The organism is Burkholderia sp. MSHR3999 (assembly GCF_000833595.1).
Lineage (GTDB): Bacteria > Pseudomonadota > Gammaproteobacteria > Burkholderiales > Burkholderiaceae > Burkholderia > Burkholderia ubonensis.
This window is the reverse complement of sequence record NZ_JRFO01000001.1, coordinates 651,228-663,359: the sequence shown is the minus strand read 5'-3', so window position 1 is coordinate 663,359 and position 12,132 is coordinate 651,228. Positions and strand designations below refer to the sequence as shown.

Below are 12,132 nucleotides of genomic sequence, written 5' to 3'. Positions count from 1 at the left end.
CGAGACGCTGCGCCGTTCACCACGCGCGGTCGAGCCGCGCGGGAATCAATCAGCGACGCCAGTAGCCGTGGCCGTAGTAGCCGTGATGACGCCAGTACGGGCGGCCATAGTAGCCGCCGTAGCCGCCGACGACCACGGCGGGCGGCGGATAGTAGACCGGCGGCGGTGCGTAATAGACAGGCGGAGGCGGCGGCGCGTAATAGACGGGCGGCGGCGCCGCATAGACCGGATACGCGGGCGCGACCGGAATCCCGATGCCGACCCCGATCGACACGTGGGCCTGCGCGGCGCTTGCGGCACCCAGGCCCAGCGCGGCGGCGGCGATGAACGGAACGAGCTTTTTCACTTCGATTCTCCTGCTGGAGCGATCATTTCAGGCGCTCCTGTCGGCAACGGCGGGCATGCACGTCGCATGCATGCAATGTAGCGAAAACCCGGAATCCCCGTGTCGGGCATTTGTTGCAAATTGCAATCGCGCCCGCGCGCGAGCCCCGCGCCGCGCGGCGCGACGGGCCTCCGGAGGCCGCCGCCGATCGCGGCAATCCGTCAGACCGGACAGCGGAAGCGGTTTCGTCAGGTCAATCTTACCGATCGCCGTGCGCGCCGCGCGCGAAGCGTCGTAATCAACGATTACAAATTTGAGACAAGAGTCCGACAGTTCGCGAAGCCATCGCTCGGGGCCGGATCGCGGCGTGGCGCTGAAACGCGGCTGCCGCGAGCGCGTCGCCATTCCTGCGATACTGGCGGCTTCCCGTTTTTTGCCTCGTCGACCGCCATGCCTCTCCCCGTCACGCCCCGTCTCGGCTTCATCGGCGCCGGCCGCCTCGCGCGCTGCGTCGCGCAGCGTTTCGCGCAGGCCGGCTTTCCCGTGGTCGCGGTGGCAAGCCGTACGCCGGCTTCCGCCGCCGCGCTCGCCGAACGCCTCGACGGCTGCCGCGCGGTCGCGACGCCGCAGGAAGTCATCGACGCGGCCGACCTGATCTTCCTGACCGTCCCCGACGACCATCTCGCGGCGAGCGCCGCGGGCCTGCGCTTCGATGCGTCGCGCGCCGCGCGGCAGGCGCTCGTGCATTGCAGCGGCGCGTCGGATGTCGGCCTGCTGGACCCGGCGAAACGGCAAGGCGCAGCGACGGGCGGCTTCCATCCGCTGTACCTGTTCGGCGGCGGCGACGCCGACCTGACCCGCATCGACGGCTGCTCGGTGACGATCGAGGCCGACGGCGCGCTGCACGCGACGCTCGTGCGCCTCGCGGCCGCGCTCGGCTGCCATCCGCTGTCGATCCCGGCGGGCGGCCGGATGCTTTACCACGCGGCCGCGCACTATGCGGCGAGCTTCGCGCTGTGCGGGCTCGCCGAAGCGGTCGAGCTGTGGCGCTCGCTCGGCTTCGACGAGGACGCCGCGCTGCGCGCGCTGCTGCCGATGCTGGCCCGCACGATCGAGACCGCGCGCGACAAGGGTCTCTCGAATGCGCTCTCGGGCCCCGTGTCGCGCGGCGACACCGGCGTCGTCGAACGCCAGCTCGCGCTGCTGGAAGCGCGTGGCGGCGATCACGCGACGCTCTACGCGCTGCTGACCCGCCGCGCCGTCGCGCTCGCCGCGAAGCGCGCGGCCCCGCCCGCGGCCCTGCCTGCGCTCGCGGATGCCGTGGAAGCGTCGCTCGCGCGCGCGGCGGCGCGCCCCTCCCCGTCGCACGACGAGGCGTGATAAGGTGTCGGCCGATGCGCCGCCATCCGGCGTTGGCGGCCGCACGCTACCCGACCGTATAAAAAAGGAAGCCAACGATGTTCGGCGAGATCGCCCGTTTTCTGCTCAATACCCTCTTCACGCTGTTCGGCGCCGCGCTGATCCTGCGCGTCTGGATGCAAGCCGTGCGCGTGCCGCCGTACAACCCCGTCACGCAGGCCGTGCTGCAGGCGACCAACTGGCTGGTGCTGCCGCTGCGCCGCGTGATCTCCGGCGTGCGCGGAATCGACTGGGCGAGCATCGTCGCCGCGCTGCTGACGGCGCTCGTATACGTGGTGCTGTTGGTCTTGATCGCGGGCGTCGACCCGCTCGGGCTGATTCCGACGATCGTCGTCGCCGCGCTGCTCCACGTCGTGGAGTGGGTGCTCTATCTCGTGATCTGGATGACGATCCTGATGGCGCTGGTGTCGTGGCTGAACCCGCGCTCGCCGGCGATGCCGATCCTCTACCAGCTGACCGCGCCGTTCCTCAATCCGCTGCGCCGCGTGATCCCGAATCTCGGCGGCCTCGACCTGTCGCCGATCCTGCTGTTCGTGATCGTGCAGGTGCTGCTGATGATCGTGTCGCGCGCCGCCGCGGCGCTCATGCTGTTCAGCATCTAAGACGCGCCTTCCCGCCCCTGCGCCGCCGGCGCGCCGAGCGTGTCGATCACGCCGAAGCGCGCCGGAATCATCGCGTAGCACGCCCGCACTTTCTCCTGGCCGAGCCGCTCGAGCAGGCGCCGCGCCTCGTCGTCGGTGACGATGAACTCGACCTCGATCGTCAGCGACCCCTGCAGTTCGAAGAAGCGGTCCTCGTGCAGCACCCGGTGCTCGCCGAAGCCAGCCATCGCGCGAAACGCCGACCCGCCCGCGACGCCCATCCGCCGCCCTTCCTCGAGCAGCCATTCCCACAGCGGTTTCCAGTGCAGGCGGTGCTGCTCGTGAACGTAGAAGCGCAAGAAAATCCTGTCCATCGCCGCCTCCGATGCCGGCCGCGCTTACGCCGCGGCCAGCCACGCACGCGCGGTCCACATGCCGAGGGCCGTCAACGTGAACGATCCCATCAAGTGTAGGGCAGCCACCGCAAACGCCCATCCGAACTCGCCCTGCAGCGCGTGCGTCATCACCTCGACCGAATACGTCGAAAACGTCGTCAGCCCGCCGAGGAAGCCGGTGATCACGAACAGCCGCCACTCGGGCGGCAATCCCGCGCGCATCGTGAACACGACGGCGGCGACGCCGATCACGTAGCCGCCGATCAGGTTCGCGGCGAGCGTGCCGAGCGGCACCTCGGGGAAGAATTCGTTGAGCGCGAGGCTCAGGAACCAGCGCAGCAGCGCGCCGAGCCCGGCCCCGACGAAGATCGCGACGATCGAATAGAACAAGGAAATGCCTCGCTGACGATGCGGCGCCACGCCCGATGCGCGACGCTTGCAGGACACGCTGAACTGTATGCGGATTCGCGCCGCGCCGGCAATGCGCACGGGCCGGATCGGCGTTTGCCGAATGATGCCTCGGGTGCGCGCGGACGGATATTCATCTTTTCCCGCGCATTACGCTGGATATTACAAATTCATTCTAAAAAATCGATTAACGACCGATCGTCAAATACCGCGAGCCCGATTGAACAATTCTCGCTTCAGCCCCGTACGGGCCGCTCTCCTCGGCCCTCCACGTATTTTCCCTCATCAGACATTCCCGAATTTCGCCGATATTTCACGCAATTGAATCCGCCGATTTATTAGACTTCATTCGCCCATCCACTCCATTCGACATGGAGACTCGAAAATGAAGAATATCCGCCTGTCGTCCATGTTGATTCCGGCGCTGTGCATGTCGCTGCTCACGTCGGCCGTCGCGTTCGCCGAAAGCGGCGGCCCGCCGTCCTACGTCGAAGGCAACCGCGCGCCGAAGGGGTTTGCGCGTCCGCCGTTCCACACGAAGCCGCGCGCGAGCACGGCCACGGTCGCCGGGCTCACGCCCGCGCTCGCGCGCCACGCATACGGCTTCGACGCGATCGCCAACCAGGGCGACGGCATGGTCGTCGCGATCGTCGACGCGTACGACGACCCGCGGATCGAATCCGATCTCGGCGTGTTCAGCAACGCGTTCTCGCTGCCTCCCTGCACCACGTCCAACGGCTGCTTCACGAAGGTGTACGCGCGTGGCAGCCGGCCCCGGGGCGACGCCGGCTGGTCGCTCGAAATGGCGCTCGACGTCGAATGGGTGCACGCGATCGCGCCGAAGGCGAAGATCGTGCTCGTCGAGGCCGCGTCGGCCAGCTTCAACGACCTGATGGCCGCGGTCGACGTCGCGGTGCAACGCGGCGCGTCGGTCGTGTCGATGAGCTTCGGCGGCAACGAGTTCAGCGGCGAATCCGGCTTCGACGGCCACTTCGGCGCGCCGGGCGTCACCTTCGTCGCGTCGTCCGGCGACAGCGGCACCGGCACCGAATACCCGGCGGCGTCGCCGTACGTGGTCGCGGTCGGCGGCACGACGCTGTCCACCGATCCGTACGGCAACTATGTCGGCGAGGCAGCCTGGAGCGGCAGCGGCGGCGGCGTGAGCAGCGGCGAAGCCGAGCCCGCCGGACAGTCCGCGTGGCCGATTCCGGTCGCGGGCAAGCGCGGCGTGCCTGACGTCAGCTACGACGCGAATCCGTCCAGCGGGTTCGCGGTCTACGATTCGGTCACCTATCAGGGGCAGTCGGGCTGGTTCCAGGTCGGCGGCACGAGCGCGGGCGCGCCGCAATGGTCGGCGCTCGTCGCGATTGCGAATTCGCTGCGCGCGGCGGCCGGCAAGGCACGGCTGAGCGGCACGTACGACGCGCTGTATGCGGCCGGGAAAGCCGCTTACGGCAGCAATTATCACGACGTGACGACCGGCGCCAACGGCAGTTGCGGCGCGATCTGCACCGCCGCGGGCGGCTACGACTACGTGACAGGCCTCGGTTCGCCGCTCGCGCCGTCGCTCGTGCAGGCGCTCGTCGCCCGGCCATAGGCGCGCAGCCGGCGGCGGGCGGTGCAGGTCAGCCGCCGTGCCACGCGCGCTCGAGCGCGGTCAGGGTCGCCAGCGCGCCGCCCTTCAGGCCGATCACGTCCGCGCGCCGCGCGTGCGCTTCGCGCGCGTTGATGCGGATCACGTCGGCGCCGACCCGTTCGCTGATCAGCCGCACGGTCGGAATCGCCGTGCCCGCGCCGACTTCGACGACGGCCACGCGCCCGGCCCCGGCCAGCCAGTCTTCCAGCGCGCGCTCCTGCGCGTCGTAGCGCGCGCCGATCCAGCCGGCGTCGCCGAACATCAGGATGTTCGGCCGCGCGATGCCGCCGCAGTGAGGACAGGCCGGCAGGTCGCCGACGAGGCGGCAGGCCGCTTCGTCGACGACCGGCGTGAACGGGTCCGCCGTCCACGTGTCGTCCGTGCACGAACGCAGGCACTGCATTCGGTGGATCGAGCCGTGGATCTCGACGATCCGCGCCGGATCGAAGCCGGCCTTCTGGAACTGCCCGTCGACGTTGCTCGTCAGCACGAAGCCGCCGTTCGGCATCGCGTCGATCCAGCGGCGCAGGATCGCGAATCCCGCGTGCGGGACGGTCGCCCGGTAAAGCCCGAGGCGGTGGCCGTAGAAGCCCCACGCGAGTTGCGGCCGCGCGCGAAACGCCTGCGGCGAGGCGATCTCGTGGAATTCGAAGCGCTCGTGGCGCAGCGCGGGATACGCGCGCCAGAAGCCGTCCGTGCCGCGGAAGTCCGGCAGGCCGGAATCGACGCCGATGCCGGCGCCGGCCGTGACGAGCAGCGCATCGGCACGGGACAGCGCGGCAACGGCGGTGGCGATCAGGGAGTCAGGCAGCGGCGGTTCGCCGGCGCAGGCGGGATCGAGGGACGGCATGAGGGTTCGGTGGTCGGGTGCGGGGCGGCAGGGTTTGCGCCGTCGCGATCATACGCCGACGCGCCGCGCGTGGCGACTCCTGCGCCGTGGCGTCACGGGCCGCCGTCGCCGCGTGCTTCGGGCGTCGCGGCCGGCACGTCGTCGAGCGAGCGATAGACCGGCTTGCCGAGACGGCGCGCGAGCGCCACGTCGGCATCCGCGCCGCGCGATTCGCCGTCGATCCGCAGCACCGCGTCGCAGCGGTGCAGCAGCCGGTGCGCGGCCGGATACAGGAACGTCTCGCTGATCGCGTCGCCGACCTGCTTCGACCCGGCCATCGTGGCGAGCGGCAGCGACACCCATTCGGCGATCAGCGGCACGTGCCCGCGCCGATAGACGGCCAGCGCCGCCTGCTCGAGCCGCGCGAGGTTCGCGGCGATGCGGGCGGCGTCGCCGCCGGTGCCGCTGCGGTACGGGCCGGCCACCAGGATGAGTTGCGGCGTCATTCGCTCCCTCCCGCCGCGTCCTGCAACGCCGCGTACTGCAGCAGCATGATCGTCTTCCCGTCGACGATCTCGCCGCGCGCGATCGCCTGCAGCGCCGCCTCGAGCGGCATCTCGACGACTTCCAGGTCCTCGCCTTCGTCCGCCAGCCCGCCGCCGTCGCCGGTGCGCAGCGACGCGTCGTATTCGCCGACGAAGAAGTGCAGCTTCTCCGTGACCGATCCCGGGCTCATGAACGCCTCGAACACCTTGCGGACGTTGCGCACGCGATAGCCGGTCTCCTCCTCGGCTTCCGCGCGAATCCGCGCTTCCGGCGTCGCGTCGTCGAGCAGGCCGGCCGCGGTCTCGACCAGCATCCCGTCGTGCCCGTTCACGAACGCCGGCATCCGGAACTGGCGCGTCAGCAGCACGTTGCCGGTCGCGGCGTGGCGCAGCAGGATCGTCGCGCCGTTGCCGCGGTCGTAGGTCTCCCGGCTGAGCCGCTGCCAGGTGCCGTCGCGGCGGCGGAAATCGAACGTCACCTTCTTCAGCACGTACCAGTCGTCCGACAGCACGACGGTATCGACGATGCGCACCCGGTCCTGCGTTGCAGCCATGACAGCCTCCATTCGACAGATGACGGCGCTGATGGTAACGTGCACATTTGTGCAATATCAAGACAATTCGTGCAAATCATGCTGACGACGCAACGCAAGAAAGCCATCCTCGACATGCTCCGCCGCGACGGCCAGGTGCTGGCCGGCGAGTTGAGCGCGACCTTCGGCGTATCGGAAGACACCGTGCGTCGGGACCTGCGCGAGCTCGCCGCGGAAGGCCTGCTGCAGCGGGTCCACGGCGGCGCGCTGCCCGCGTCGCCCGCGACCGCGCCGTTCGCGCAGCGCCAGGATCTCGAATCGGCCGCGAAGCGCCGCATCGCGCGGCGCGCCGCCGGGATGATCGCGCCGGGGCAGGTCGTGATCGTCGACGGCGGCACCACGTCGGCACTGCTGGTGAGCCAGCTGCCCGCGGACCTGCGGGCAACGATCGTCACGCACAGTCCGAGCGTCGCCGTCGCGCTCGTCGCGCATCCGTCGGTCGACGTGATCCTGATCGGCGGCCAGTTGTTCAAGCATTCGATCGTGACGGTCGGCGCGGCGGCGATGGAGGCGATCGCACGCGTGCATGCGGACCTGTATTTCATGGGCGTGACGGGCGTTCATCCGGCGGCCGGGCTGACCACCGGCAATTTCGAGGAAGCGGGCATCAAGCGCGCGCTGGCGGGACGCGCGGCGGAAACGGTCGTGCTCGCGTCGTCGTCCAAGCTCAACGCGGCGTCGCCGTTCGTGATCGGCGAGCTCGCGCTCGCGCAGACGATCGTCGTCGAGGAAGCGACCGACGCCGCGCTGACGAAGCCGATCGAGGCGGCGGGCGTGGCGGTCGTGCGCGCGTAGCGGCGTGTTCGCGCCGCTGTCGTTCGCGATGATCGGCGGCGGGCAGGCGATCATCGCCGATCTCCAGCGTCAGGCCGCCGACGTCCATCACTGGATGACCGCCACGCAGTTCGTCAACGATTTCGCGATCGCCCGGATGGCGCCCGGCCCCGGCTCGCTGCTCGCGACGCTGATCGGCTGACCGGTCATTGAGGCCGACACGGCTCGCATCCGTTGACCCCGCCCATACCGCTTCGATCAGCCGCCGAATGCGGTCCGGAATGCTGCCCACGTTTCTCGATGCAACTCGAATCCGATACCGGGCGCCTGCGGCACGGACGCCTGGCCGGCTGCGACCATCGCGCCGTCAGCCAGTCCGCGAAACGGTCGAAACGCGAACGGGTTGATTTCCGCACCGCCCAAGCCCAGCGCGGCGACGACGTGCAGGCAGAACAGATGGCCGCCATGCGGCCAGAATGCGTCGCGTGGCCATCCACGCGCGGTGAAATGGCCGACGATCTGCAGATAGCCCGGCAGGCCGTAGCAGTGGACCGGATCGAATACCAGGACGTCGCGGTCCTTGCGCAAGCCGCCATGCAGAGCGAGCAACTTCGCTTCCGCGAGCGAGAACAACGCCTCGCCTGCCGCGATCGGCGGATCGTAGCGCGCGGCGACGTCCGCCTGCAGCGCGAAATCGAGCGGGTCGCAGATGTCCTCGAACCACCACGGATCGAACGGCGCGAGCATCGCGACGGCGGCGCAGCTGGTGTGCGCGTCGTAGGTGTTCATCGCGTCGACGGCGAGATGCCGGCTGCTCGGCAACTGCGCCGCGGCTGCTTCGATGCGCGCGCGGTCCTGATCGGGATCGACACCGCCGATCTTGATCTTCGCGTGCGTGTAGCCGAGGTCGGCGATCCGCCGCAGCTCGTCGGACAGGCGCGCAAGATCGTCGTGCGGATAGCGATAGCCGCCGCCGGCGTAGACGCGCACGTGCGGTGAAACGGCGACTTTTCGTCCGAGTCTGTCGGCGAGGAAGCGATACAACGGCAGGCCGGCGATCTTCGCGGCGGCGTCCCAGATCGCCATGTCGAGCGCGCCGACCGCGACGCACCGCTCGCCGTGGCCGCCCGGCTTTTCGCCGGCCATCATCGCCTGCCATGCGCGGAACGGGTCGAGGTTCGTGCCGGCTTCGTCGGCAAGCGCCGCGTCGGGCGCGTTCAACAGGCGTGGCGCGAAACGCTCGCGGATGAGGCCGCCCTGCGCGAAGCGCCCGACGGACGCGTAGCCGTAGCCGGTGACCGGCTTGCCGTTGCGCGACACGTCGGTGACCACGGCCACGACGCTCGTCGTCAGGCCGCCGGACGGCATCGCCGGATCGGTGTAGCGGGAGACCGGGATCGAGTGTTCGCGGATGTCGGTGATGCGCATGGTGCTGCTTCCTACGCTAACCGCGGCCACGGTTACGATGTTTTGATGTGTATGGGCCCTTGCAACATGCAAGGGCCGCAATGACAGAGGCCGCGAACCGGGAAGGTATCCGGACAACGATATGCGTGGCCGAACCTACAAGCCCGCTCAGGCGAAGACGAAGTACTTGCGCACCGTCTCCACCACTTCCCAGGTCCCTTTCATGCCGGGTTCAATCACGAACACATCGCCGGCTTTCAGGTGCACCGGGTCCTCGCCTTCCAGCGTGATGATGCAGTAGCCGTCGAGGAAGTGGCAGAACTCCCATTTCTCGTAGTTCACCTCGAACTTGCCCGGGGTGCAGATCCACGTGCCCATGATCTTGCTGCCGTCCTTGGAGACGTAAGCGTTGAGGTTCACGGTGTGCGGATCGCCGCCGATGCGCTTCCACTTGGTCGCGTCAAGGACCGGCGTCGGGCAGGTTTCGCGCAAAACGGTGATGAAATCGGACATGTCAGCTCCAAACGATCGGGTAAGTGGTCCGTCACGTTAGTTCGGAAGCGTTACCGGGGCTTGTACGCTTCCGACACCGACTCGTCAATTTTCGACACCGACTCGCCTGCAAGCGCGCTGCCAGCTCGTTGCCCCCTGGCTCGGGCGGAATGGCCCCAGCTATTTGCGGGGTTCAACCCATCGAGCAAATTGCGTTGACGGACCATTTTTGGCCGATCTTTGACGACCATTTTCGGCGATGCCACCGCTCCATGATCCAGCCATGCCAGTTTCGCTGCCACCGCCGTAAACCGCCCGCTTGCCATCCGCACGTCAAACCCTGTAGAACTACCCGATCTGCGGGCGTCGTATAATGGCCATTACCTCAGCTTCCCAAGCCCCAGCGCGTTAATCAAAACCACTAATCACGCGCGTTCTCACATCACGTTTTCTCCTCGATCCACGAAGAACCGCCGTTCATGCGGGATTGGCGGCGATGCCAGTTTTCATACCAGCACCAATATCAAGAAACTGCCGATATAGATACCCATCAAAGCAGCGCCGTAAACAATATCCACCTTCCCTTTAGCGCATCGATCATCGACACTGCCGCACAGAATACCAACCTGTACCGCATTTCCCGGAAGTAATGCTCCTCACAAATTACCCTAAGCATCGAAGGTATCACCCCATGCTATGACCGTGCCAATAAGGTGCAGCCTCTGCCAAAAATCCGCTATAACTTCCGCTTGAGAACTGAGATCAAAGATCTCGAAACCATCAAAAACATTACCTTTAGAATCAGATGGATATCGAAATCTTTGATCGTGCGCCCTATGAAACGATTCGATTGTTTCCGGAAACATATCATCTGTGAAAAACAACTGATCCGGAAAAGGGAACGAAAATTGATACTTTCCGGAGGGATACAGAATTTTGTATTGCTCAAAGAGCGACGCAAGTCGATGCGTATTTCGAGGAATATCCCCGGTACTCAAGCCAATCGCCCCTTTTAGAAAAAGCTCAAGGGCATGCCTACAAAGATGAAGAATTACCCTCACATTTTCATGATTTTTATCAAACTTATCTTCGACCATCGATTCCACTAGGACTTTAGCGGCACTCGCATACGCCGAACCAAGCCATAACATTTGGCTCGCTTCGGATTTTCCGGGTAGATCTGGTTCTATTTTTACACTCATAGCAGGCTGATGCGTTGGGTTATTGTTGACCCGACATAGCCACCTTGGTATTCCGATGGCACGGGGAAAAAGAAAAGTATTGACGCTAGATCTTGCCCCCATTTCTCACCGTCGCCTAGCAAAGAATAGCTTGTAAACAACGGCGCACTAAGCGCACAGTGCCCGTTAAGGCATGTAGAGTAGGAAATAGGCGTTGATGTCGCTCCGGCGCGACGGGGCAACTGAGCGCGCAACCACGCTCAATCACAACGTCTCACCTTGTCATTTCGAAGGGGGGCTCCTATGGTTCAAACGTCGACGTGTCGGCCCTGAGACTTTTTGAGCCTCGAGCGCCGACAGTCACAAGAAGAAGAGAGTCGTGAACGCGATGGACTCGAATGCGCTGTCGTATGACGCGCGCGTAGCGCACTGTGTGGCGCTCCAACTATTGGCAAGCATCGCCCGATCGTGATGCGAATGTTACCCCGCAGCCAAAGCTGTTGCAGTTGAACGAAAAACGGACTTCCTCATCGATAAAAAAATCAATGGATTCATATCGTCAAACGATAATCGCCGGACCGCCTCGCCGATTGTGATGTCAAGCATGACAACCGTCAGATTGCTTCGCAGCCAGGCCGCGGCATATCTGTTCAATCCAGCCGCTTCCAATCGAATATCCCGGAAAAGCCATGGTCACTGAAAAATCGCAGCGCATCTCCACATTCATCTCCGTGAGCAAGGATCTCATCGCTTTGTCCAGGGATGCTGCACTGTTCGTGCTGGCAGCGCTGCTTATCGTCTTTCCCCAGCAATTCAATGAAATATTGACAAATGCAGGATTCGTGGAAGGAAGCTTTATCGGGCTCAAATGGAAAGCACGGCTTCAGGCCTCGGACAACTCATTGCAGATGGCGCACGGAACCATCACCGATCTGCAGAAAAAGAATGACGAACTCGTCAAAACGCTCGCGGACGCCAATGCCAAGCTGGCGGATCCAGCCTTTAAAGAGAGATTCGTGAAGCTGGAGCACGCGAACAACCAATTGAAAGCGACTGTGCAACAGGTGCAGTCCGATGTCGTACATACCATCGACACGAACAGACCGTTCATCAAAAATGCGCAATCCTCCATAAGTACTGCGACATCGGCACCGCTCAAGTCCGACTACCTCGTCGCCCTACAGACTCTCGGGATGAGCGATGACGTCAGAATCAACTTGAACGCAAAACTGCATGAAGCTGGATATGGCCTGCACGAAACGTCCAGCTCATATCCAGGCCCCGAGCGGCCGTCTTTCTTCGCGCAGCGCTCGACCGTGTTCTACTATGCGCCTTCCGCTTTACCTGCAGCCAAAGAACTTGCCCGATTGCTGAAGCAAATCACCGGCGATGATTTCGCCGTTCAGAGGGGCTCCGGACTGGGTGTCAATCCGAGTCAGCAAGACGTCACCCTGTTCGTCCACTACATTAAGGGATGACCTGGTCGGCGGTGCCATGCCAGCCACGTCAGCGGCGACAGTAGCAATCCAAGCAAAAACATCCGGATG

At 65.2% G+C, this 12,132-nt stretch carries 14 protein-coding genes and 1 pseudogene; 6 read left to right on the top strand and 9 right to left on the bottom strand.

All coding sequences use genetic code 11. The features are described from left to right. Window positions 1-49: 49 nt before the first annotated feature. Entirely contained in the window at window positions 50-346 is a 297-nt protein-coding gene (locus tag KY49_RS03225; RefSeq protein ID WP_042583348.1) for a hypothetical protein, read from the bottom strand. Window positions 347-775: 429 nt separating this feature from the next. Between KY49_RS03225 and KY49_RS03220 the strand changes: the two genes are divergently transcribed. Further along, entirely contained in the window at window positions 776-1,705 is a 930-nt protein-coding gene (locus tag KY49_RS03220) for a Rossmann-like and DUF2520 domain-containing protein (protein ID WP_042583347.1), read from the top strand. A 77-nt stretch (window positions 1,706-1,782) separates the two neighbouring features. Beyond that, window positions 1,783-2,346, top strand: coding sequence for a YggT family protein (locus KY49_RS03215; protein WP_042583346.1), 564 nt, complete (start codon window positions 1,783-1,785; stop codon window positions 2,344-2,346). Here KY49_RS03215 and KY49_RS03210 read toward each other — a convergent pair. After that, window positions 2,343-2,699, bottom strand: a complete 357-nt coding sequence (locus tag KY49_RS03210; RefSeq protein WP_042583345.1) for a DUF190 domain-containing protein — start codon at window positions 2,697-2,699, stop codon at window positions 2,343-2,345. The genes KY49_RS03215 and KY49_RS03210 overlap by 4 nt on opposite strands. 24 nt (window positions 2,700-2,723) lie before the next feature. Then, on the bottom strand, window positions 2,724-3,110 hold the full coding sequence (gene crcB, locus KY49_RS03205; RefSeq protein ID WP_042583344.1) for a fluoride efflux transporter CrcB: 387 nt from the start codon (window positions 3,108-3,110) through the stop codon (window positions 2,724-2,726). A gap of 403 nt (window positions 3,111-3,513) precedes the next feature. Between crcB and KY49_RS03200 the strand changes: the two genes are divergently transcribed. Beyond that, on the top strand, window positions 3,514-4,725 hold the full coding sequence (locus tag KY49_RS03200; RefSeq protein ID WP_042583343.1) for a S53 family peptidase: 1,212 nt from the start codon (window positions 3,514-3,516) through the stop codon (window positions 4,723-4,725). A gap of 28 nt (window positions 4,726-4,753) precedes the next feature. On the opposite strand, the gene KY49_RS03195 is transcribed toward KY49_RS03200, so the two are convergent. The 3 genes from KY49_RS03195 to KY49_RS03185 form a co-directional block, all read right to left on the bottom strand. Further along, complete coding sequence (locus KY49_RS03195) at window positions 4,754-5,614, bottom strand: SIR2 family NAD-dependent protein deacylase (protein WP_042583342.1); 861 nt, start codon at window positions 5,612-5,614, stop codon at window positions 4,754-4,756. A 92-nt stretch (window positions 5,615-5,706) separates the two neighbouring features. After that, complete coding sequence (locus KY49_RS03190; protein ID WP_042583341.1) at window positions 5,707-6,099, bottom strand: NUDIX hydrolase; 393 nt, start codon at window positions 6,097-6,099, stop codon at window positions 5,707-5,709. After that, window positions 6,096-6,692: an NUDIX domain-containing protein gene (locus tag KY49_RS03185; protein ID WP_042583340.1), complete on the bottom strand. Its 597-nt coding sequence runs from the start codon at window positions 6,690-6,692 to the stop codon at window positions 6,096-6,098. The genes KY49_RS03190 and KY49_RS03185 overlap by 4 nt, the downstream gene beginning before the upstream one ends. 78 nt (window positions 6,693-6,770) lie before the next feature. Here KY49_RS03185 and KY49_RS03180 point away from each other — a divergent pair, with 78 nt between their 5' ends. Together KY49_RS03180 and KY49_RS03175 are read left to right on the top strand one after the other, a co-directional pair. After that, the gene (locus tag KY49_RS03180) at window positions 6,771-7,526 is read left to right on the top strand and encodes a DeoR/GlpR family DNA-binding transcription regulator (RefSeq protein WP_042583339.1); all 756 of its coding nucleotides are present in this window, start codon (window positions 6,771-6,773) and stop codon (window positions 7,524-7,526) included. A gap of 4 nt (window positions 7,527-7,530) precedes the next feature. Beyond that, window positions 7,531-7,704, top strand: a pseudogene (locus KY49_RS03175) (chromate transporter); the annotation flags it as partial. Window positions 7,705-7,763: 59 nt separating this feature from the next. Here KY49_RS03175 and KY49_RS03170 read toward each other — a convergent pair. The 3 genes from KY49_RS03170 to KY49_RS36815 form a co-directional block, all read right to left on the bottom strand. Then, entirely contained in the window at window positions 7,764-8,933 is a 1,170-nt protein-coding gene (locus KY49_RS03170; protein WP_042583338.1) for an enolase C-terminal domain-like protein, read from the bottom strand. Between the two features lie 147 nt (window positions 8,934-9,080). Then, a complete protein-coding gene (locus KY49_RS03165; RefSeq protein WP_042583337.1) occupies window positions 9,081-9,425 on the bottom strand; it encodes a cupin domain-containing protein in 345 nt (114 codons plus the stop codon). 647 nt (window positions 9,426-10,072) lie between these two features. After that, window positions 10,073-10,606: a hypothetical protein gene (locus tag KY49_RS36815; RefSeq protein WP_156162417.1), complete on the bottom strand. Its 534-nt coding sequence runs from the start codon at window positions 10,604-10,606 to the stop codon at window positions 10,073-10,075. 668 nt (window positions 10,607-11,274) lie between these two features. Between KY49_RS36815 and KY49_RS34400 the strand changes: the two genes are divergently transcribed. After that, the gene (locus KY49_RS34400; RefSeq protein WP_052495602.1) at window positions 11,275-12,063 is read left to right on the top strand and encodes a hypothetical protein; all 789 of its coding nucleotides are present in this window, start codon (window positions 11,275-11,277) and stop codon (window positions 12,061-12,063) included. Window positions 12,064-12,132: the final 69 nt, after the last annotated feature.